This is a genomic window from Pseudomonas sp. PAMC 29040, from assembly GCF_003994535.1.
GTDB classification, from domain to species: domain Bacteria; phylum Pseudomonadota; class Gammaproteobacteria; order Pseudomonadales; family Pseudomonadaceae; genus Aquipseudomonas; species Aquipseudomonas paraversuta.
Map to the genome: position 1 here is coordinate 358,924 of NZ_RZAA01000002.1, position 22,136 is coordinate 381,059.

The following is a 22,136-nucleotide window of genomic DNA, read 5'->3' on the forward strand; positions in this document are numbered from 1 at the left end:
GCTCAGTGTTATTCGGCGTTGGCCGGGCCACCAATGGCCTGCCCCATCATCACCGGCGAACCCGCCGTCAGGCTTTCAGCCCATTTGATCTGTTCTGGCCCGAACAGCACGATCGCAGTAGAACCCAGCTTGAAGCGCCCCAGTTCGGCACCTTTTTCCAGATGGATCGGCGCACGGGCAGCTTCGTCGTAGCGGAAAGTTTTCAGCTCGCGTTTAGGCGGCGTCACCAGACCGGCAAACACGGTTTCAATCGATGCCACGATCATGGCACCCACCAATACCACGGCCATCGGGCCGCGCTCGGTATCAAAAATACACACCGCGCGCTCGTTGCGGGCAAACAGCTCCGGCACGTTTTCGGCCGTGGTCTGGTTAACCGAAAACAGGCGGCCCGGAACGTAGATCATTTCGCGCAGAGTACCGGCCAGTGGCATGTGCACACGGTGGTAGTCCTTGGGCGACAGGTAAATGGTGGCAAATTCGCCGCCCATGAATTGAGCCGCAACCGCAGCATCACCGCCGACCAGTTCCAGCACGCTGTAGCTATGACCTTTGGCCTGGAACACCCGGCCGTGCTCGATCGGGCCCAGCTGGCTGACTGCACCATCGGCCGGGCTCAGCACTGCGCCCGGCGTTTGATCCAGCGGGCGGGCACCGTCTTTCAGGGCGCGGGTGAAGAAGGCGTTGAAGTGCTCGTAAGCAGTAACGTCTTCAACCAGAGCCTGGGACATGTCCACTTGATAACGCTTGGCGAACCAGGTGGTGAACGCATTCTTGAACCAGCGCACGCGGCACTCGGCAATGCAGCCGGCCAGACGCGACAGCAGGTGATGCGGCAACAGGTACTGGCTCAGGAGAAACAGACGCTTTTTCATTGCAGGTCCTTAGTTTTTGACAGGCAGCTCGACGGGGGTGTCGGGGTGGTTGCCCCATTCGCCCCAGGAGCCGGCGTAGCCTTTGACGCGCGGATAACCGAGCGATTTGGCGACGAGATAGGTAAAGCCAGAGCGGTGGTGGGTCTGGCAGTGGGTAATCACTTCTTTGTCCGGGGTGATGCCCAGGTCCTTGAGGATCTGCGCCATGTCGGTACGAATGCGCAGGCTGCGGCTTTTATCCATGCCGGCGGTCCATTCGAAGTTTTTCGCGCCCGGGATGTGCCCGCCTTTGGCCGCCAGCACTTTTTCACCGGCGTATTCGGCGGGGCTGCGCGCATCCCAAATTGCCAGGTCAGCCGCGCCCAGGCGGCTTTGCAGGTACTCGCGGGTGGCAGTGGGGGCGTCGTGCAACGTCAGCGGCAACGGGCCACCGACTGCAGGCGGCACAGCGCTCGACACCGGGCAACCTTCCGCGACCCAGGCGTGAATGCCGCCATCCAGATAGTGGTAAGCCTTGTGTCCGATCACGTCGAGCAACCAGATAAAGCGGCCGGCCCAACCGCCGCCTTCGTCGTCATACACCACGTAGACCGCGTCGGGGTTGTGCCCCAGTTCGCCGAACAGCGCCTCCAGAGAAGCCTGGCCCGGCAGTAGACCGGGTGCCGGGGGCTGGCCCAGTTGGGTGCGTTTGGGGTCGACGAAACGGGCGCCCGGAATATGCCCGGACTCGTAGCGTGCGACGCTGGTCAGGTCGACCACAATCAGTTCGGGGTTATCCAGCCGTGCGAGCAGGTCGCCGGGCTCGATGACCAACGGCAAACCAGAGAAGTCAGGCATGTGAGGTCTCCAGAGCGAAAAAAGGAGGGATTGTAGCGCAAGGGCTAGCGCCCGCGCGTGCTAAAGCTATTCAGGGCTTTCTCGATGCATTGCGCGGTTTTGCCAAATGCTTGCACGCTGGTCTCGGAAAACGGGCCGCCACCCTGGTCCGCCAGTATCAGCATCACGACGCGGCCACTGTTGCCCAGCGAGCGTAGCAGCAGATGCTCGCCGGGGAACAGCTGGCGCAGGTTGGCGGGCATGACCGCAGAAATTGTCGCGTTGTTTTCCGGCGTCAGGCGAACTTGCGCCGGTTGCGTCATCAAACGTTGCAAGGCGGTGCTTTCACTGACGGTAAAGCTCATGTCGAAGGCTGCTTTCGGCAGTCCGGATATCTGGAAAACTCGCAGTGTGGTTGCGCTCTTGTCGGCCATCAGCAGCATCACCCGGCGCATGCCGCATGCCAGCAGGGCATCGCGAGCGCAGGTGGTCAGGTGCATTGCGTTGGCGAAGGTGCTCGGCTCTGCCAGCAATTGCCCGCACAGCTTGCGCCATGTGGCCAGCGCCTCGGCAGAGGGTGGCGCGGCAGGCTGGCCGGGACTGCTGCGGCGGCTGTCCCACGGCCATAGCAGCGCTTGGGCCGGGTGCCAGAGGTCGGGCACCGAGTGATAGCGGGCGCTGCTTGCGGCGTTTTGGTGAACCAGCTGCTGCACTTCATCCAGGGTTGTCTGCAGGTACAGCGCGGTGAGCAACTGCCAGCGCACATTGTGCGGGGTATCCCAGCCCGATTGCGCCGACAGCGCCAGAGCATTGGCCAGCAGCACGCTATTGGCGGGGTGATTGAGCCAGCGCCGCAGTGCCGGATCGGCGTCCAGTCGTTGTTGCTGGCGTAACCCGTCATGGTTGTTGCGGGCGATGTGCAGCACGCTGACCAGGGTGCGCTGCTCTTCAATGATGACCGTATAACCCTGTAGCACCCATGCCGGCAGGCGCCACAATTGCGCCAGCGCCCGGCAGATATCGAACAGCCGTACACCGAACAGCTCTTGCTCGACGTCACTGGCGCGCTCGCCTTTGTGGATGACCCGCTGTTCCCATTCTTCGAGCAGTTCTGGATGGGTCAGCGCCAAAGCCCACAAGGGTGAGAGAAACAGCAGGCTGCCCCAGTAGATTTCTGGCCACAGCCGCGCCAGACGATTGCCGAACAGGCCGACGGCCTGTTGCGCCGCGTGCTGGCTGATGAGCTGGATTTGCCGGAACCCCGGGGGGATTTCTTCCTGGCTCAGGGTGTTCATGTGCTCAAGCAATCTCTGGGTACGTTGCAGGCCCAGTCGGTTGATGGCCACTTCCAGGCTCTCGGCCGGTTCGCTCAGGCTGCTTTGCAGGTGCTGGTTGGCTTCGCGAATCAGGGTCAGGGCCAGTGCCGGGCTGTCTTGTATCAGCTCGGCAATCTCGCGCAATGAGCGGCGATTGTCGTTGAGGGCTTTGCACACCAGCCCATGGCTATGCTGCGGGATTGGCAAGCGGGCGGCGTTGAGCCGCTCGACCCAGGCATCCAGGGTTGCAGGTGTTGAGGTCGGGCTGGTGGTTTCACTGGTCATGATGGGAGCTGGTCATCATCAATTTGTTACTCGCGCCAAAAGGGCTGAACGGCTTTTCGCCTTTACCGGCTATAGTCTGGCGCAGATTTGCCGATAAGGAGAAGTAGAGTTTCACCGCGCTTGAATATGACCTTGAACCCGACTCAATAAGTACTTTTATATCTATGGCTAAAATTATCGGCATCATCGTTGTATTCGCGAGCGTACTCGGCGGGTACGTGCTTTCCCACGGCAAGATCGGGGCGCTGATTCAGCCGTTCGAGGTCCTGATTATTGGCGGGGCGGCGTTCGGTGCATTCCTGCAGGCCAATCCCGGTTACATGACCATGCACGTGATCAAAAAATCACTGGGTATGTTCGGCTCGCGTTTTACCCACACTTTTTATCTGGAAGTGCTGGGCCTGATTTACGAGATTCTCAATAAAAGCCGTCGCGAAGGCATGATGGCCATTGAGGCCGATATTGAGGATGCGGCGGCCAGTCCTATCTTCGCCAAGTACCCCACCGTGCTCAAAGACGAGCGCATGACAGCCTTTGTCTGTGATTACCTGCGCATCATGTCGTCGGGCAACATGGCGCCCCACGAGCTTGAAGGGCTGTTCGACATGGAGTTGTTCAACCTCAAGGAAGAGCTGGAGCATCCCTCCCACGCCGTCAACGGGATTGCCGACGGTATGCCGGGTTTCGGTATCGTGGCGGCGGTTCTGGGGATCGTGGTGACCATGGCTTCCTTGGGGGAGGGTGATCAGGCCGCCATTGGCCAGCACGTAGGTGCGGCGTTGGTGGGCACATTCTTCGGTATTCTGGCGGCCTATGGTTTCTTTGGCCCGCTGGCCACAGCGCTGGCGCACGATGCCAAAGAGGAGCTCAACATTTACGAGTCGATCAAGGCCTCACTGGTGGCATCGGCCTCCGGCATGCCGCCGTCGCTGGCGGTCGAGTTCGGGCGCAAAGTGTTGTATCCCAAACACCGGCCGAGCTTTGCCGAGCTGGAACAAGTGGTTCGCGGTCGCTGATTTATGGAAAACAATCAGCCGATCATCATCAAGCGCGTCAAGCGCTACGCTTCGGGTCATCACGGCGGCGCCTGGAAAATTGCCTTCGCGGACTTCGCTACGGCAATGATGGCGTTCTTTCTGGTGATGTGGTTGATGACAGCCGCCACGCCGGAACAAAAAATTGCCATCGGCGGCTACTTCAAGGACCCGATCGGGTTCAGTGACAGCGGCACGCCCTACACCATCGACCTGGGCGGCACCCCAGCGCTGGCGCCGGACAAAACACTCAACCCCGAAGAACAGATGCAGCCCCAGCCCGACAAGGTTGAGGTCGATTCCGATCAGGCTGAAAGCGTGGCGGAGCAAATAGAGAAAGAGCGTCTTGAGTTGCTGCTTCAGGAGTTGCAGAACAAGGTCGAAGAAAACCCGCAATTGCGCAAGTTCAAGGACCAGCTGCTGTTTGAAATCACCCCGGACGGCCTGCGGATCCAGATCATGGATGCCGAAAACAGGCCGATGTTCGATGTCGGCAGTGCGCGGCTCAAGCCGTACTTCGAAGATATCTTGCTGGCCCTGGCTGACACCATCAAAGCAGTGCCCAACAAGATCAGTATCAGCGGTCATACGGACGCCACGCCTTATGCCGGCAGTGGTGATTTCGGCAATTGGGAGTTGTCGTCCAACCGTGCCAATGCGGCCCGGCGCGCGCTTGTGGTCGGTAGCTACCCGCAGAACCAGGTGGCGCGGGTAGTGGGCTATGCCTCATCGGTGCTGTTTGACAAGGCCAACCCGACCAATCCGGTCAACCGCCGTATCGACATCGTGGTCCTGACCAGGAAGGCGCAACAAGCGATTGAGGGTGAGCAGGGCATTGAGCCGGTCAAGGCACAAGAGCTGCCCAAGGCGCCGATAGATCCGACGGCCTTGCCAGCGGATCAGCAGCCGATGCCGGCCCATGAGCCGCGCCAGAAGCTCAACCTCTTCGACGATAAAGTGCCGGATCCAGCCAGACCCTGACCTGCAGGAGCGTGCTTGCAGCTCGCGCCTGCAGGGTTGGCGGGGTTAGTAGCTTGACTCGGGCAGGCTGGCAATGATCGAGCGATAGCTGTTCATGCGTTGCTGCTGTACGCGGCCATCTTCCAGTGCCATCAGCAATGCACAGCCCGGCTCGCGGTCGTGCTTGCAGTCGCGGAAGCGGCAGCGGCCGATCAGGTCGTTGAACTCGATAAAGCCCGCTTCAACATCAGCCCGGCTCACGTGGCCCAGACCGAATTCGCGAATGCCCGGGGAGTCGATCAGATCGCCGCCGCCGGGAAAGTGGAACAGGCGCGCGGTGGTGGTGGTGTGCGTACCCTGGCCCGACACTTCGGACAATGGCCCGACCCGCAGGTTGACCTCAGGCAGCAGGCTGTTGACCAAGGACGACTTGCCCACGCCCGACTGACCCACAAACACGCTGATATGGCCGTCCAGTTGCGCTTGCAACTGCTCCATGCCGTCGCCGTGATGGGCCGATACTTCCAGTACCGGGTAGCCCAGCTGGCGATACACCGCCAGCAAGGCATTCAGTGCCGGAGCATTTTGATCGTCGATCAGGTCGGCTTTGTTGAGCAGCAACAGCGGACGAATGCCGGCGTGCTCGGCGGCTACCAGGTAGCGGTCGATCAGGTTGGCGTGTGGCTCGGGCATCGGGGCGAACACGATGACGATCATGTCGACGTTGGCAGCCACCGGCTTGAGCTGGCCACGGCTGTCAGGGCGGCACAGTTCGGTTTTGCGCGGCAGTTGGGCGACGATAACGCCGATCCCCTGGTTGCCTGCACGCCATACGACTGTGTCACCGGTGACCAGTGCGGGCAGGTTGGCGCGCAAGTGGCAACGGAACATCTGGCCTTTCAGCTCGCCTTCCTGGGCTTCGACTTCGACCTGCACACCAAAGTGCGCGATCACCAGGCCGAGTTGTTCGGCGCCAAGGTCGCCGCCTTCAAGCGCTTCGACGGCACTGGATTCACGTTTGGCGGCGCGTGCAGCGCGCTCGCCCTGGATCTTTTCGATGCGCCAGTTTTGGCGACGATTGAGCTGGCGTTTGGCCATGGGTGTTCCGTGTTGATAAAACGATAAGGAGGGTAAAACGCTGGCGAGTTTAGCACGTGGGCTGCATGCCTAAGCTAAACTGCGCGACTAAGCCCAGGAGCCATTTATGAACAACGCGCAGAACCTGATCTGGATCGACCTGGAAATGACCGGTCTGGATCCTGATAACGACGTCATTATTGAAATGGCCACCATTGTTACCGACAGCAATCTCAACACCCTGGCTGAAGGTCCGGTTATCGCGATCCATCACAGCGATGCAGTGCTGGCGCGCATGGACGAATGGAACACTCGCACCCATGGTGGCAGCGGCCTGACCCAGCGGGTCAAGGACAGTACCACCACCATGGCCCAGGCCGAAGCGCAGACCATCGCCTTTCTGGAGCAGTGGGTGCCTAAAGGCAAATCACCGATCTGTGGCAACAGCATCTGTCAGGACCGGCGCTTTTTGTACACCCATATGAAAACCCTCGAAAGCTACTTCCACTACCGCAATCTCGACGTCTCGACCCTTAAAGAGCTGGTTGCCCGCTGGGCTCCGGAAGTACGTGACAGCCTGGTGAAAAAAGGCACGCACCTGGCACTGGACGACATTCGCGAGTCGATTGCCGAGCTGCAGCACTACCGCAAGCACTTCATCAAGTTCTAAGCCCGCGACTGCAGGGGGTGTTTGCTGCCCTCTATTGGTGCTTGAAGCAAATGAGTAGACTGCGCGCCTTATTGCAAGGATCGCTGCCATGTTGCTGATGCTCTATTTAGTTGCCATTACTGCCGAGGCCATGACCGGCGCGCTGTCTGCCGGCCGCCGCGGCATGGACTGGTTCGGGGTGGTGCTGATTGCCTGCGTCACCGCCCTGGGCGGCGGGTCGGTACGCGACGTGCTACTGGGACATTACCCGTTAACCTGGGTCAAGCATCCGGAATACCTGGTGCTCACCACCTTTGCCGCGCTGGTGACGATTTTTATCGCGCCGTTGATGCGCCATTTGCGCTCATTGTTTTTGGTGCTCGACGCGCTGGGGCTGGTGGCGTTCACCCTGATCGGCTGCATGACTGCGCTGGAAATGGGCCAGGGCATGCTGGTCGCTTCGGTGAGCGGTGTGATTACCGGGGTGTTCGGCGGGATCCTGCGGGATATTTTCTGTAACGATATTCCGTTGATCTTCCGCCGTGAGCTGTATGCCAGCGTGTCGTTTGCGGCGGCATGGTGTTTCTTGCTGTGTACCTATCTACAGATGCCCAACGATCAGGCGATTTTCGTCACCTTGTTCGGTGGGCTGTTGCTGCGCTTGCTGGCGATTCGCTTCAACTGGGAAATGCCCAAGTTCGTGTACAACGACGAGCACTGAGTCAGTGTTGCCGCAGGCTCTGGTCAGGCGCGCTGTGCGTGCTGGGCCAGCGCCCACGTCACATGCTCCTGCACCAGTTCGGACGGGTACTCAAGCCTGGCCTTGAGCGCTTCCAGCACCGGAATGCTCGATGGTGCATTACCCAGTCCAACCGCCAGGTTGCGCAGCCAGCGTTCGTAGCCGGCCCGGCGTAACGGCGAGCCTTCGGTGCTGCTGAGGAACTTGTCTTCGTCCCACATGAACAGTTCGGCCAGCTCGGCATTGTCGAGGTTGTGCCGGGGTTTGAAGTCGCCTTCAGCCGTGGTGCGGGCAAAGCGGTTCCAAGGGCAGACGATCTGGCAGTCGTCACATCCGAACACCCGGTTACCAATCAGCGGGCGCAAGTCTTCGGGGATCGCGGTTTTCAGTTCGATGGTCAGGTAGGAAATACAGCGCCGGGCATCCAGCACATAAGGTCCGATGAAGGCGTTGGTCGGGCAGATGTCCAGGCATGCGGTGCAGCGTCCGCAGTGCTCGGTCTCGTGGGGCGCATCCACCGGCAGGGGCAGGTCGACAAACAGCTCGCTCAAGAAGAAGTAGCTGCCAGCCTTGCGGTTGAGCACCAGGGTGTTTTTGCCGATCCAGCCCAGGCCGGCCTTTTGCGCGATGGCTTTTTCCAGCACCGGGGCGCTGTCGACAAAGGCGCGGAAGCCGAACGGGCCAATGTCTGCCTGGATCCGGTCAGCCAGTTGCTGCACGCGTTTGCGGATCAGTTTGTGGTAGTCGCGGCCCAGTGCGTAGCGCGAGATGTAGGCTTTTTCGGGCTGGGCCAGCAATTGCGCCATGTGGGTATCGCCGGGCAGGTAGTCCATGCGCAGCGACACCACGCGCAAGGTGCCGGGCACCAGTTCTTCAGGATGAGAGCGTTTGCTGCCGTGGGCGCCCATGTATTCCATGTCGCCGTGATACCCGGCGGCCAGCCAGCGTTCCAGATGTTGCTCGTGTTCTCCCAGGTCGAGGCCGGCAATGGCGACTTGTTGAAAGCCCAGCTCGCGGCCCCATTCCTTGATGGATTGAGCGAGAGCGGGGAGGTCGACAGTAATAGCAGGCATGAGGCAAGAGAAACCGGGGCTGAGATGCGTATAATTCTGCCAGACATCGGAGTCCGATACCCATGCCACAGACCAAACGCCTGATTGCCAGACCGCAAGCCCTTGTTGCCGATAGCCTGTCGCGCCTGCCTGCACGGGCTATGGACGCCCATAAAGGCCTGTTCGGGCATGTACTGCTGATTGGCGGAGACCGCGGTTTTGGCGGCTCTATTACGCTTGGCGCACAGGCTGCTTTGCGCTGCGGCGCGGGGCTGGTGTCGCTGGCTACCCGGCCCGAGCATGTGGCCGCCGCTCTGGTGCGCCTGCCCGAGGTCATGACCCTGGGCGTGTCATCGGCCAATCAGTTGATGGGGGTGCTGGCCCGGGCCTCGGTTTTGGTGGTGGGGCCGGGGTTGGGGCTGGCACCATGGGGGCGCAGTCTGTTATCGGCGGCGGCCCAGGCAAAAATGCCTCAAGTGTGGGATGCCGATGCGCTGAATCTGTTGTCCAACGCAGACTTTAAACTGGCGTCAGGCTCGGTTATTACTCCGCACCCCGGCGAGGCAGCGCGTTTGCTGGGGCTCAGTACTGCGCAGGTGCAGGCCGACCGGCCTGCTGCAGTCCGGGCGCTGGTTAAAAAATACTCAGTAGTGTGCGTTCTCAAAGGTGCAGGCACCTTGATCGCAGGCCTGAATGGTGAACTGGCCGTGTGCGATCACGGCCACCCGGCCATGGCGACAGCAGGCCTGGGTGATGTGCTGGCAGGCGTGATAGGTGCTTTGCTGGCTCAAGGCATGACTGCATATGAGGCGGCGTGTCTGGCGGTGTGGCTGCATGCCCGCGCCGGTGAACAACAAGGAATATTGGGCCGTGGGCTGGCGGCCAGTGATTTGATTCCAGCCATTCGTCAGTTGTTGGAGGAACACGCACCGTGCACGAAATAACACTGCAATTGGCCGATGAAGAGGCCATGACCGCGTTTGGCGCACGCCTGGCGAGCGTCACCGGGGGCCACGGCCTGATCTTTCTCGACGGCGACCTGGGGATGGGCAAAACCACTCTGTCCCGCGGCCTGATTCGTGGCCTTGGGCACACCGGTTCGGTTAAAAGTCCGACCTTTACTCTGGTGGAGCCTTACGAGATTGGCGATATACGCGCCTTTCACTTTGACCTGTATCGCCTGGTCGACCCCGAAGAGCTGGAATATATGGGGATTCGCGATTACTTCGACGAAGACGCCCTATGCTTGATCGAGTGGCCCGATAAAGGTGCAGGCTTTTTGCCAAAGCCTGACCTGACCATTACCATTAGTCCGCATAACACCGGGCGTTTGCTGAAGCTGACGCCCCAAGGTTCACGTGGCGAGTCTTGGTGTGCCGCCTTGGCACCGGAAAACAAATAATGATGGGGTCTGGTATGCGCTTTCGCGCGTTAGTGAGTGTCGTTGGTCTGTTGCTCAGTGTCATGGCGGTGAATGCCGTGGCTGCGACTCAGGTAAAAAGCGTTCGTTTATGGCGTGCTCCGGACAACACACGGCTGGTGTTTGACCTCACGGGCCCGGTGCAACACAGCGTGTTTACGCTGACAGCGCCAGATCGCCTGGTGATCGATATCAATGGCGCGACCCTCGGCGGAAGTTTGAACGTGGCCACTGCCAATACGCCGATCACCAGCATGCGCTCGGCGCAACGCACGCCCACCGATTTGCGGGTGGTGATCGATCTGAAAAAAGCCGTCACCCCGAAGAGCTTCGTACTGGCGCCGAACGCGCAATACGGCAACCGTCTGGTGGTCGATCTTTATGATCAGGGCGCTGATATTGCCCCGAGCTTGCCGCCGACCAATGTGGCCAAGCTGCCAGTGGTACCGGTGACGCCGACCCAGCCCGAGATCAAGCTGGCGCCTGTGCCCACTGGCAAACGTGACGTGATCGTGATGATCGACCCCGGCCACGGTGGCGAGGATCCGGGTGCTTCGGGTGCCGGCGGACAGCGCGAAAAACACGTGGTGCTGGCGATCGCCAAAGAGTTGCAGCGCCAGATCAACGGCATGAAGGGCTTCAGGGCCGAGCTCACCCGCAGCGGCGACTATTTCATCCCGCTACGGGGACGCACCGAAATTGCCCGCAAGAAGGGCGCCGACCTGTTTGTCTCGATCCACGCCGACGCGGCACCTTCCAGGGCGGCCTTTGGTGCATCGGTGTTTGCGTTGTCTGAACGCGGCGCAACGTCCGAAACCGCACGTTGGCTGGCAGACAGTGAAAACCGTTCTGACTTGATTGGCGGTGCAGGCAGCGTGAGCCTCGATGACAAGGACCGGATGCTGGCGGGGGTGTTGCTTGATTTGTCGATGACAGCATCACTGACTTCCAGCCTGAACGTGGGGCAAAAAGTCTTGAGCAACATCGGCCGGGTGACGCCGCTGCACAAGCAGCGTGTAGAGCAGGCCGGATTTATGGTGCTCAAATCGCCGGATATTCCATCGATCCTCGTAGAAACCGGGTTTATTTCCAACGCCAATGAAGCCAATAAACTGTCTTCGGCCAGCCATCAGCAAGCGCTGGCGCGCTCTATCAGCAGCGGTGTGCGTCAGTTCTTCCAGCAAAACCCGCCACCGGGTTCTTACATTGCCTGGCTGCGGGATACCGGGAAGATCGCCCAGGGAGCCCGTGAACACACGGTTCGCCCTGGCGAAACCCTGGCGATGATTGCCGTGCGCTATCAAGTGGGCGTTGCGACATTGCGTTCCAGCAACAACTTGAAAACCGACGAGTTGAAAATAGGCCAGAGCCTGAATATCCCCGCCACCGAACTGGTATCCAAGCAATGAGTGACGGGGTATTGAACAGCAGTGCGCGTATCGAGCTGCTCAGTCCGCGTCTGGCTAACCAGATTGCCGCAGGCGAGGTTGTTGAGCGCCCGGCGTCGGTGATCAAGGAGTTGCTGGAAAACAGTCTCGACTCGGGCGCCAAGCGTATCGATGTAGACGTGGAACAGGCCGGCATCAAGCTGTTGCGGGTGCGTGACGATGGCAGCGGGATCTCCAGTGACGACTTGCCGCTGGCCCTGGCGCGGCACGCCACCAGTAAAATCCGCGACCTGGAAGACCTTGAGCGGGTGATGAGCCTGGGGTTCCGCGGTGAGGCGCTGGCATCCATCAGTTCGGTGGCCCGCCTGACCCTGACATCGCGTACCCGTGGCGCCGATCAGGCCTGGCAAGTTGAAACCGAAGGCCGCGACATGGCGCCCCGGGTCCAGCCGGCCGCGCATCCGGTCGGTACTTCGGTTGAAGTGCGGGACCTGTTTTTCAACACCCCTGCGCGGCGCAAGTTTCTCAAGACCGAAAAAACCGAATTTGATCACCTGCAAGAAGTGATCAAGCGTTTGGCGCTGGCGCGTTTTGATGTGGCGTTCAATCTGCGGCACAACGGTAAAACCATCCTTAATTTGCATGAAGCCCACGACGACACCGCCCGCGCCCGCCGTGTGGCGGCAGTGTGCGGCGCTGCATTTCTGGAGCAGGCACTGCCGATCGAGATCGAGCGCAATGGCCTGCATTTGTGGGGCTGGGTTGGCTTGCCGACCTTTTCTCGCAGCCAGGCCGACTTGCAGTACTTCTATGTCAACGGCCGTGCGGTGCGCGACAAACTGGTGGCGCACGCGGTGCGTCAGGCTTATCGCGACGTACTGTTCAACGGCCGGCACCCGACCTTCGTGCTGTTTTTTGAGGTCGATCCGTCCGTGGTGGACGTTAACGTGCACCCGACCAAACACGAGGTCCGTTTCCGTGACGGGCGCATGGTGCATGACTTCTTGTATGGCACCTTGCACCGTGCCCTGGGCGATGTGCGCCCCGAGGATCAACTGGCGGCTCCTGCACCGGTGCCTGGCGCCGAGCGACCTACCGGGATCGACGCCGGTGAGTTTGGTCCGCAAGGCGAAATGCGTCTGGCGGCGCATTTGCTTGAGCAGCCTCAGGCTGCGCCTGCACCGCATGTGCCGGGCTCCGGCGCCGGGGCGGGCTATCAGTCGTTCTATCGACCACCCTCTGCCACGCCGTCTGTTCCGGCAGCCGAGGCCCGCAATGCCTACCGGGAGTTTTTCGCGCCATTGCCTGAAGCGGGGGCCGCGCCGATGCCTGAAGGGCAGGGCGATATTCCTCCTCTGGGTTATGCGCTGGCTCAGCTCAAGGGTATCTATATCCTCGCGGAAAACGCTCACGGCCTGGTGCTGGTGGACATGCATGCGGCCCACGAGCGGATCATGTATGAGCGCCTGAAAATCGCCATGGCCAGTGAAGGGCTGAGCGGTCAGCCGCTGCTGGTGCCGGAGTCGATTGCCGTCAGCCAGCGTGAAGCCGATTGTGCCGAAGAACATGGCGAGTGGTTTCAGCGTCTGGGCTTCGAGCTGCAACGTCTGGGGCCGGAAACTCTGGCCATCCGCCAGATCCCGGCCCTGCTCAAGCAGGCCGAGGCGCAGCGCCTGGTGCACGATGTACTGGCCGACTTGATGGAGTACGGCACCAGTGACCGGATTCAGGCACACCTCAATGAATTGCTCGGCACCATGGCCTGTCACGGCGCGATCCGCGCCAACCGGCGCCTGGCCCTGCCGGAAATGAACGGCCTGCTGCGCGACATGGAAAATACCGAGCGCAGCGGTCAGTGCAATCATGGTCGTCCGACCTGGACCCAAATGGGCCTGGACGACTTGGACAAACTCTTTTTGCGCGGTCGCTGATGACAGGTTCCAACGCTTTACCACCGGCCATCTTTTTGATGGGGCCGACCGCTGCAGGCAAAACCGATCTGGCCATCGAGCTGAGCAAGGTACTGCCGTGCGAGCTGGTCAGTGTCGACTCGGCGCTGGTCTATCGCGGCATGGATATCGGCACGGCCAAACCCTCGAAAGAGATTCTGGCCGCACACCCGCACCAGTTGATCGATATTCTCGATCCGGCTGAAAGCTACTCGGCTGCCGATTTCCGTCGTGATGCGCTCAAGGCCATGGCAGAGATCACCGCACGGGGCAATATTCCGCTGCTGGTGGGCGGCACCATGCTCTATTACAAAGCGCTGAGCGAAGGCCTGGCCGACATGCCGGCGGCAGATCCGCAAGTGCGTGCGCAGCTCGAAGACGAAGCTCAGCGCCTTGGCTGGCAAGCGTTGCACGATCAGTTGGCAGCCATCGACCCGGAGTCGGCGGCACGTATTCACCCCAACGATCCGCAGCGTCTGACCCGTGCATTAGAGGTTTATCGGGTCAGCGGCCTGAGCATGACCGCCCACCGGCAAAAACAATCTGAACAATCTAGTCAAGCAGCGGCTTCTGGCTGCAGTCAATTGCCCTATACTGTCGCGAACCTGGGCATTGCTCCGGCGAATCGTCAGGTGCTGCATGAACGAATTGCACAAAGATTCGGGCAAATGCTGGAACAGGGATTCATTGATGAGGTCCTAGCCCTGCGTAATAGAAGTGACCTGCATGCAGGGTTGCCGTCTATACGTGCAGTGGGCTATCGCCAAGTCTGGGATTACCTGGACGGCAAGCTGACAGCAGCCGAGATGCAGGAGCGCGGCGTTATTGCCACGCGCCAGTTGGCCAAGCGTCAGTTCACCTGGTTACGCAGCTGGAATGATCTGCATTGGCTGGACAGCCTGGACTGCGACAATCTGCCACGAGCCTTGAAATACCTGGAATCGGTCTCCATATTGAGCTGAGTCTCAGGAAATGCCGTCTATCCTATGGGTATGGCGTCATCAGCCATCTAATTTTTGTTTCTATTTTTTATCCTTACAGGAGTGCGGCATATGTCAAAAGGGCATTCGCTACAAGACCCTTACTTGAATACTTTGCGTAAAGAGAAGGTTGGCGTTTCCATCTACCTGGTCAACGGGATCAAGCTGCAGGGGACTATCGAGTCTTTCGACCAGTTCGTGATTCTGCTGAAAAACACCGTGAGCCAAATGGTTTACAAACACGCTATCTCGACAGTCGTACCAGTACGTCCTATTCGTCTGCCAAGCGCAGCTGAATCGGAACTGGCAGACGCTGAACCAGGTAACGCCTGATAGGAGTCTGCTTTGTTCTTTGAGCGCCACGGTGGTGGTGAGCGAGCGATCCTCGTTCACTTGGAAGGACAGGACCCTGAGGCGCGCGAAGATCCGCAGGAGTTCCAGGAGTTAGCTGTATCGGCCGGCGCCGAGACGGTCGCGTTTTTTAACGTGCCGCGTCATCGGCCATCGGCCAAGTACCTGATTGGCAGTGGCAAGGTCGAGGAGTTACGCGACCTGGTCAAGGCCGAGAAGGTCGACATCGTGATTTTCAATCACGTCCTCACCCCCAGTCAGGAGCGTAACCTCGAGCGTGTATTCGAGTGTCGCGTGCTTGACCGTACCGGGCTGATTCTCGATATCTTCGCTCAGCGTGCCCGTACCCATGAAGGCAAGTTGCAGGTCGAACTGGCCCAGCTTGATCACATGAGTACGCGTCTTGTGCGCGGCTGGACTCACCTTGAGCGTCAGGGCGGTGGCATTGGTATGCGCGGGCCGGGTGAAACCCAGCTCGAAACCGACCGTCGTCTGTTGCGTGTACGCATCAGCCAGATCAAGGCCCGTCTGAAAAAAGTCCGCAGTCAACGCGAGCAGTCCCGTAGAGGGCGCCAACGCGCCGACATTCCTACGGTGTCGCTGGTGGGCTATACCAACGCCGGCAAATCCACGCTGTTCAATGCGGTCACCGGCTCTGACGTGTTCGCCGCCGACCAGTTGTTCGCCACACTTGACCCTACCTTGCGCCGTCTTGATCTGGCCGATCTGGGGCCGATCGTGCTGGCTGACACCGTGGGCTTTATTCGTCACCTTCCGCACAAGCTTGTTGAGGCTTTCCGGTCTACGCTCGAAGAGTCGAGCAATTCCGATTTGCTGCTGCACGTTATCGATGCGCACGAACCTGAGCGCATGGCGCAGATTGAGCAGGTGATGGTGGTGCTGGGCGAAATTGGTGCCCAGGACTTGCCGATCCTCGAGGTCTACAACAAAATCGATTTGCTTGAAGGTGTCGAGCCGCAGATCCAGCGTGATGCCGACGGCAAACCGCAGCGGGTCTGGTTGTCGGCGCGTGAAGGGGTCGGGCTGGAGTTGCTTGAACAGGCCATCGCCGAGTTGCTGGGTAATGATTTGTTCGTTGGCACCTTGCGCTTGCCTCAGCGTTTTGCTCGACTGCGTGCCCAGTTCTTTGAATTGGGCGTGGTGCAAAAAGAACAACATGATGAAGAAGGTGCCTGTCTGCTGGATGTGCGCCTACCGCGATCCGAGTTAAACCGCTTGGTCAGCCGCGAAGGGATGCAGCCGCTGGAATTTATCGAACAACACACTTTGCAATAAAAGCCTCGCAAAGCGGCTGTGCCGCTATGGTAGGCATTCTGTAGCATTGGTCGGCGCGCCGTGGGCGCGTCTTTGCTTTATCAGATGGAGAGCGCTATGGCTTGGAATGAGCCGGGTGGCAACTCGAATAATCAAGATCCTTGGGGTGGCAAACGCCCGAATAACGGCGGCCGCAAGGGACCACCAGATCTCGACGAGGCCTTCCGAAAGCTGCAGGAAAGCCTGAATGGGTTGTTCGGTGGTGGGAAAAAACGTGGTAGCGGCGACGGCGGATCGAACGGCGGCAAAGGTGCTGGTTATGGCCTGCTGGGTATCGGTCTGGTGGTGCTGGCTGCAGCCTGGCTGTATAGCGCGGTTTACGTGGTCGACGAGCAGGAGCAAGCCGTAGTGCTGCGCCTGGGCAAGTACTACGACACCGTAGGGCCGGGTCTGAACATCTACTTCCCGCCGTTCGATAAAAAGTACCTGGAGAACGTGACGCGTGAGCGTGCGTACACCAAGCAGGGCCAGATGCTCACTGAAGACGAAAACATCGTCGAAGTGCCGCTGACCGTGCAGTACAAGATCAGCAACCTGCGCGACTTCGTGTTGAACGTCGATCAGCCGGAAGTCAGCCTGCAACAGGCCACTGACAGTGCCTTGCGTCACGTAGTGGGCTCCACTGCGATGGATCAGGTGCTGACCGAAGGCCGTGAACAGATGGCTGTAGACATCAAGGAACGCTTGCAGCGTTTCCTCGATACCTACAAGACCGGTATCACTGTGACCCAGGTCAACGTACAGAACGCAGCGGCACCGCGTGAAGTGCAGGAAGCCTTTGATGACGTGATCCGCGCCCGTGAAGACGAGCAGCGTGCCCGCAACCAGGCAGAAAGCTACGCCAATGGCGTGGTGCCGGAAGCGCGCGGTCAGGCCCAGCGCATCATCGAAAACGCCAATGGCTATCGTGATGAAGTGATTTCCCGCGCCAAGGGTGAGGCAGACCGCTTTACCAAACTGGTGAGCGAATATCGCAAGGCTCCGGATGTTACGCGTGACCGTCTGTACCTGGACACCATGCAGGAAGTCTTCAGCAACACCAGCAAAGTACTCGTGACCGGCAACAAAAACGGCCAGAGCAACCTGCTGTACTTGCCATTGGACAAAATGATCGAAGGCCGTAATGGCAGCAACCCGGCAACGGGCTCGGCAGCTGCGGCGGGCAATAACGATTCGGCATCCCATGCCAAATCGGATATGCCGACACCACCGCGTACCAGGGAGAGTCGCTGATGAGCAATAAATCGCTGATCGCCCTTATTGTTGCCGTTGTCGTGGCGATTGTTGCCTGGAACAGCTTCTACATCGTTTCGCAAACCGAACGTGCCGTGATGCTGCGCTTCGGTCGTGTGGTGCAGGACGATGTTCCGCCGGGTCTGCATGTGAAGATTCCTTACGTCAACCAGGTGCGCAAGTTCGACGGCCGCCTGATGACGCTGGATGCTCCGACTCAGCGTTTTCTGACGCTGGAAAAGAAAGCGGTAATGGTTGATGCCTTCGCCAAGTGGCGTGTGAAAGATGCCGGTCGCTTCTACGCAGCGACTTCGGGTCTTAAGCAAGTTGCTGACGAGCGCTTGTCGCGTCGTCTCGAATCGGGTCTGCGTGACCAGTTCGGCAAGCGCACGCTGCACGAGGTTGTGTCCGGTGAGCGCGATGCGCTGATGGCTGACCTGACGGCGTCGCTGAACAAAATGGCGGAAAAAGAGCTGGGCATCGAAGTGGTTGATGTCCGGGTCAAGGCCATCGACCTGCCGAAAGAAGTCAACCGCAGCGTTTTCGAACGTATGAGCAGTGAGCGTGAGCGTGAAGCCCGTGAGCACCGCGCCAAGGGTAACGAGCTGGCAGAAGGCATTCGTGCTGACGCCGATCGTCAAGCCCGCGTGCTGTTGGCTGAAGCGTATCGCCAGTCTGAAGAGGCTCGTGGTGACGGTGATGCCCAGGCTTCCGCAATCTACTCCAAGGCTTACGGCCAGGATCAGGAGTTCTACAAGTTCTATCGCAGCCTGCGCGCTTACCGCGAAAGCTTTGCGAACAAGAGCGATGTACTGGTTCTGGACCCGAGCAGCGATTTCTTCCGCTACCTGGAAAAATCCAAGCCGGCACAGCAGTAAAGGGAGCGTCGCCGGTCACTGCAGGAGCGGGGAAACGCGCTCCTGCACATGAGCAACTGGCGCATGCATTCACTCCGCCTGGCGGGCAAATTGCCTGGCGGGGTGATCCTTTTAGAAAACGTGTGTATGATGCGGCAGCCGGGAAATTCCCGGCTTTTTTGCGTCTGCATGTTTGATTGACCGACTGTTACAACGTCGGCAGATTTTTCGAGGGATGTGCAAGCCTGTCACTTTGGGCTTTTTTGCTGTGCGCGTTCAAGACGCAGCCACGTTCTGCTTTACTCAAGGCTTGCCTGCTGGCTGGCCGCCCGGATCATAGGGGAATGGCGTAATGGCAACGGTAGACCGCTGGCTTCTGCCAGATGGCATCGAAGAAGTACTTCCACCTGAGGCAGCCCGCATTGAAGTGGCGCGCCGTCAGGTGTTGGATCTGTTCCAGGGCTGGGGCTATGAGTTCGTCGTCACCCCGCATATCGAATACCTGGAGTCCTTGCTGACAGGGGCTGGCCAGGATCTCGATTTGCGGACCTTTAAGGTTATTGACCCGCAGACGGGTCGCCAGATGGGTTTTCGTGCCGACATCACTCCGCAAGTGGCGCGCATCGATGCGCATACCTTGCGTCGTGAAGGCCCGAGCCGTCTGTGCTACGCCGGCAGCGTGCTGCATGCTCAGCCGCGCGGGTTGTCATCCTCGCGCAGCCCGATCCAGCTGGGTGCCGAGTTGTATGGCGATGCCAGCCCGAGCAGCGACGTGGAAGTCATCAGCTTGATGCTGGCCATGTTGCAATTGGCCGATGTGCCGGATGTCCATATGGACCTGGGTCACGTTGGCATTTACCGCGGTCTGGCCCGCGCGGCCAACCTGTCGGTTGAAGTGGAACAACAATTGTTCGACGCTCTGCAACGCAAGGCGATCGACGAAGTAACGGCCTTGACCGAAGGCTTGCCGGCTGATTTGGCAGGCATGCTGCAGGCATTGGTTGGTTTGTGCGGCGGCCGTGAGGTGCTGGTTGCTGCGCGCGAGCGTCTGGCCCGGGCTCCGGCCCCGGTTCTGGCTGCTCTGGACGATTTGCTGGCGATTGCCGAGCGGTTGTCTGTGCGTTTCCCGCAGCTGCCGCTGTATTTTGACCTGGGTGAGTTGCGTGGGTATCACTACCACACAGGTGTGGTCTTTGCGGTATTTGTTCCGGGCGTTGGGGATTCCATCGCCCAGGGCGGTCGTTATGACGATATCGGTGCTGTTTTCGGGCGTGCCCGTCCGGCGACCGGTTTTTCGACTGATTTGAAAACCCTGGTCACCCTGGGGCGTGCTGAAGTCGAGCTACCGTCTGGCGGTATCTGGATGCCTGACAGTACGGATGCGGCACTCTGGCAGCAGGTTTGCCAGCTTCGCAGTGAAGGTCAGCGTGTGGTTCAGGCGTTGCCTGGGCAGTCACAGGCTGCCGCCAGTGAGGCGGACTGCGACCGCCAATTGATTCAGCAGAACGGCTTGTGGCAAGTAGTGCCGCTGGCTTCTTGAGTTTTCCTGCCGGCGGCTGCCGGCACCAAGTTTGCGCGAAGAGGACAAGTGTTATGGGTAAGAATGTCGTAGTCCTGGGCACCCAATGGGGTGATGAGGGCAAAGGCAAGATCGTTGATCTGCTGACCGAACATGCTGCCGCTGTAGTGCGCTACCAGGGTGGCCACAATGCTGGCCACACCTTGGTAATCGACGGTGAAAAAACCGTTCTGCACCTGATCCCGTCGGGCGTATTGCGCGAAGGCGTGCAGTGCCTGATCGGCAACGGTGTGGTGGTTGCTCCCGACGCCCTGTTGCGTGAAATCATCAAGCTGGAAGAGAAAGGCGTACCGGTGCGCGAGCGCCTGCGTATCAGCCCGTCCTGCCCGCTGATCCTGTCGTTCCACGTAGCGCTGGACCAGGCTCGTGAAAAGGCCCGTGGCGAGCTGAAGATCGGTACTACCGGTCGCGGCATTGGCCCGGCATACGAAGACAAGGTTGCTCGTCGTGGCCTGCGTGTGGGCGATCTGCTCAACATGCCGCGCTTTGAAGCCAAGCTGCGTGAATTGGTGGAATACCACAACTTCATGCTGGTGGGTTACTACAAAGAAGCCGCCATCGACTTCGACAAGACCCTGGCCGAGTGCAAGGAATACGCCGAGCTGCTCAAGCCGCTGATGCTGGACGTGACTGCCGAGCTGCACGGCCTGCGCCGCGCTGGCAAAGACATCATGTTCGAAGGCGCTCAGGGCTCGTTGCTGGACATCGACCACGGTACCTACCCGTACGTGACCAGCTCCAACACTACCGCTGGCGGTGTTGCCACCGGTTCGGGCGTTGGCCCGATGTTCCTGGATTACATCCTGGGCATCACCAAGGCTTACACCACTCGCGTTGGTTCGGGTCCATTCCCGACCGAGCTGTTCGACGAAGTGGGCGCTCACCTGGCCAAGCAGGGTCACGAGTTCGGTGCAACCACCGGCCGTGCCCGTCGTTGTGGCTGGTTCGACGCCGTTATCCTGCGTCGCGCTATCGATGTGAACAGCATCTCGGGCATCTGCCTGACCAAGCTGGACGTACTCGACGGTCTGGAAACCATCAACATTTGCGTCGGCTACAAAGATGCAAACGGCAATGTGCTGGTTGATGCGCCGACCGATGCTGACAGCTACGAAGGTCTGCAGCCGGTTTACGAAGCTGTACCGGGCTGGACCGAGTCGACCGTGGGTGCCAAAACCCTGGAAGAGCTGCCTGCTGCTGCGCGTGCTTACATCAAGCGCGTAGAAGAGCTGATCGGCGCTCCGATCGACATCATTTCGACTGGCCCGGATCGCAACGAGACTATCGTTCTGCGTCACCCGTTCGCTTAAGACGTTTTGATGTAAAGCAAAGGGCCCTTCGGGGCCCTTTGTTGTTTCTGCCTGCCATGCGGCACGACCCTTGCTGTGAGAGTTGCCATTAAGGTGCCATCAATATAATGGCACCGCTGTGGAGGGGTTTCCTGTGTCTGCCGTTCTCTCACTGTTACGAAGTCGTCTGCTGCGACCTGTATTCGTTACCCTTGGTATCGCACTTTTGGTGCAGGTGCTGGTGGCTGTTGCACTGACCCGGAGCACAGTGACGGCACTGGAGTCTGATCTGGATGCGGGGCTGGGGGCGGACAGTCAAAAGCTTTCGGCTGAGCTGGAGCAGGCCGGACGAGAGGTCAAGAGCAGCCTTGAAGGGCTGTCTGCCAGCACCCGTGAGCGTCTGACGGCCGGGCTGGCGCCGCGTTTGAAAGAAGAGCAGATGCAATTGCGCAATGCACTGGAAAAGAATCTGATGGATTCGGCCAATGATATGGCGCAACTGTTAGCGGCTGTGGCGCCGCGGGCCATCTGGGATAATGACGTGCCCACGCTGTCCGAGTTCGCCCGGCGCGCCCAGCGCAATCCCAATGTGCTGTTCGTGGTCTATGACGACGTTGCCGGGCAACATCTGACGCGCTACCTCAATCGCGAAAACCCGATCAACAAAGCCCTTTTGGAGAAGGGCAAGGGAGAGCGGGCGCTGGATAAAGTGCTGGACGCAGCGCGGCACGATCCGGCGGTGTATTACCTCGAAGCCCCCATCAGCCCCAATGGCGTGGAGATTGGCAAGGTGTTGATGGGGGTTTCCACGGCCTCGGTCGAGAAGGACCTGGCGGCTCTCGATAAGCGTTTTGCGCAGCTGATAGTCAACAGCGAGCATCTGGTGGATGAAAGCCTGCAGGGCGCCGCCAACGACAGCTCGGCAGCCCTGGGGGCGCGTCTGGAGTCGGCT

General features: G+C 59.7%; 20 protein-coding genes. 15 read left to right on the top strand and 5 right to left on the bottom strand.

The window, feature by feature from the left end; genetic code table 11:
- Positions 1-8 precede the first annotated feature (8 nt).
- From asd to WG29040_RS04555, 3 genes are read right to left on the bottom strand one after another with little or no spacing between them, the layout of a single operon-like run.
- Positions 9-875, bottom strand: coding sequence for an archaetidylserine decarboxylase (gene asd / locus WG29040_RS04545; RefSeq protein ID WP_003438984.1), 867 nt, complete (start codon positions 873-875; stop codon positions 9-11).
- A gap of 9 nt (positions 876-884) precedes the next feature.
- Positions 885-1,712: a rhodanese-like domain-containing protein gene (locus WG29040_RS04550; protein ID WP_010656256.1), complete on the bottom strand. Its 828-nt coding sequence runs from the start codon at positions 1,710-1,712 to the stop codon at positions 885-887.
- Between the two features lie 44 nt (positions 1,713-1,756).
- Positions 1,757-3,292, bottom strand: a complete 1,536-nt coding sequence (locus WG29040_RS04555) for an HDOD domain-containing protein (RefSeq protein ID WP_010656255.1) — start codon at positions 3,290-3,292, stop codon at positions 1,757-1,759.
- Positions 3,293-3,456: 164 nt separating this feature from the next.
- Here WG29040_RS04555 and motA point away from each other — a divergent pair, with 164 nt between their 5' ends.
- Positions 3,457-4,308 carry a flagellar motor stator protein MotA gene (gene motA / locus WG29040_RS04560; RefSeq protein ID WP_003438996.1) on the top strand — a complete coding sequence of 284 codons (852 nt, stop codon included), beginning with the start codon at positions 3,457-3,459 and terminating at the stop codon, positions 4,306-4,308.
- 3 nt (positions 4,309-4,311) lie between these two features.
- The gene (gene motB / locus WG29040_RS04565) at positions 4,312-5,307 is read left to right on the top strand and encodes a flagellar motor protein MotB (RefSeq protein ID WP_003439010.1); all 996 of its coding nucleotides are present in this window, start codon (positions 4,312-4,314) and stop codon (positions 5,305-5,307) included.
- 45 nt (positions 5,308-5,352) lie between these two features.
- Here the strand turns inward: motB and rsgA are convergent, their stop codons facing one another.
- Complete coding sequence (gene rsgA, locus WG29040_RS04570; RefSeq protein WP_127195735.1) at positions 5,353-6,384, bottom strand: small ribosomal subunit biogenesis GTPase RsgA; 1,032 nt, start codon at positions 6,382-6,384, stop codon at positions 5,353-5,355.
- A 106-nt stretch (positions 6,385-6,490) separates the two neighbouring features.
- Between rsgA and orn the strand changes: the two genes are divergently transcribed.
- Positions 6,491-7,033 (top strand): oligoribonuclease, encoded by a 543-nt coding sequence (orn, locus tag WG29040_RS04575; protein ID WP_003439017.1) that lies wholly within the window; start codon positions 6,491-6,493, stop codon positions 7,031-7,033.
- Between the two features lie 88 nt (positions 7,034-7,121).
- Positions 7,122-7,733, top strand: coding sequence for a trimeric intracellular cation channel family protein (locus WG29040_RS04580; protein ID WP_003439018.1), 612 nt, complete (start codon positions 7,122-7,124; stop codon positions 7,731-7,733).
- 23 nt (positions 7,734-7,756) lie between these two features.
- Here WG29040_RS04580 and queG read toward each other — a convergent pair whose 3' ends face one another.
- Entirely contained in the window at positions 7,757-8,824 is a 1,068-nt protein-coding gene (gene queG / locus WG29040_RS04585; protein WP_003439019.1) for a tRNA epoxyqueuosine(34) reductase QueG, read from the bottom strand.
- Positions 8,825-8,886: 62 nt separating this feature from the next.
- On the opposite strand from queG, the gene WG29040_RS04590 reads away from it, so the two are divergent.
- The 11 genes from WG29040_RS04590 (at position 8,887) to WG29040_RS04640 (ending at position 21,205) form a co-directional block, all read left to right on the top strand.
- The gene (locus WG29040_RS04590) at positions 8,887-9,747 is read left to right on the top strand and encodes an NAD(P)H-hydrate dehydratase (protein ID WP_127195736.1); all 861 of its coding nucleotides are present in this window, start codon (positions 8,887-8,889) and stop codon (positions 9,745-9,747) included.
- Positions 9,735-10,205: a tRNA (adenosine(37)-N6)-threonylcarbamoyltransferase complex ATPase subunit type 1 TsaE gene (gene tsaE, locus WG29040_RS04595; RefSeq protein ID WP_003439021.1), complete on the top strand. Its 471-nt coding sequence runs from the start codon at positions 9,735-9,737 to the stop codon at positions 10,203-10,205. The genes WG29040_RS04590 and tsaE overlap by 13 nt, the downstream gene beginning before the upstream one ends.
- Before the next feature lie 2 nt (positions 10,206-10,207).
- Positions 10,208-11,632, top strand: coding sequence for an N-acetylmuramoyl-L-alanine amidase (locus WG29040_RS04600; RefSeq protein WP_198285235.1), 1,425 nt, complete (start codon positions 10,208-10,210; stop codon positions 11,630-11,632).
- Positions 11,629-13,542, top strand: coding sequence for a DNA mismatch repair endonuclease MutL (gene mutL, locus WG29040_RS04605; RefSeq protein ID WP_029612523.1), 1,914 nt, complete (start codon positions 11,629-11,631; stop codon positions 13,540-13,542). The genes WG29040_RS04600 and mutL overlap by 4 nt, the downstream gene beginning before the upstream one ends.
- Positions 13,542-14,522: a tRNA (adenosine(37)-N6)-dimethylallyltransferase MiaA gene (gene miaA / locus WG29040_RS04610; RefSeq protein ID WP_127195737.1), complete on the top strand. Its 981-nt coding sequence runs from the start codon at positions 13,542-13,544 to the stop codon at positions 14,520-14,522. Before mutL ends, miaA begins: the two co-directional genes overlap by 1 nt.
- A 90-nt stretch (positions 14,523-14,612) precedes the next feature.
- Positions 14,613-14,873 carry an RNA chaperone Hfq gene (hfq, locus tag WG29040_RS04615; RefSeq protein WP_003439025.1) on the top strand — a complete coding sequence of 87 codons (261 nt, stop codon included), beginning with the start codon at positions 14,613-14,615 and terminating at the stop codon, positions 14,871-14,873.
- A 12-nt stretch (positions 14,874-14,885) separates the two neighbouring features.
- Positions 14,886-16,187, top strand: a complete 1,302-nt coding sequence (gene hflX / locus WG29040_RS04620) for a ribosome rescue GTPase HflX (RefSeq protein WP_003439028.1) — start codon at positions 14,886-14,888, stop codon at positions 16,185-16,187.
- 96 nt (positions 16,188-16,283) lie between these two features.
- A complete protein-coding gene (hflK, locus tag WG29040_RS04625) occupies positions 16,284-17,459 on the top strand; it encodes an FtsH protease activity modulator HflK (RefSeq protein ID WP_003439030.1) in 1,176 nt (391 codons plus the stop codon).
- On the top strand, positions 17,459-18,337 hold the full coding sequence (gene hflC, locus WG29040_RS04630; RefSeq protein WP_003439032.1) for a protease modulator HflC: 879 nt from the start codon (positions 17,459-17,461) through the stop codon (positions 18,335-18,337). The genes hflK and hflC overlap by 1 nt, the downstream gene beginning before the upstream one ends.
- Before the next feature lie 331 nt (positions 18,338-18,668).
- The gene (locus WG29040_RS04635) at positions 18,669-19,856 is read left to right on the top strand and encodes an ATP phosphoribosyltransferase regulatory subunit (protein ID WP_003439034.1); all 1,188 of its coding nucleotides are present in this window, start codon (positions 18,669-18,671) and stop codon (positions 19,854-19,856) included.
- 53 nt (positions 19,857-19,909) lie between these two features.
- Positions 19,910-21,205 carry an adenylosuccinate synthase gene (locus tag WG29040_RS04640; protein WP_003439037.1) on the top strand — a complete coding sequence of 432 codons (1,296 nt, stop codon included), beginning with the start codon at positions 19,910-19,912 and terminating at the stop codon, positions 21,203-21,205.
- The last annotated feature ends 931 nt before the right edge of the window (positions 21,206-22,136 follow it).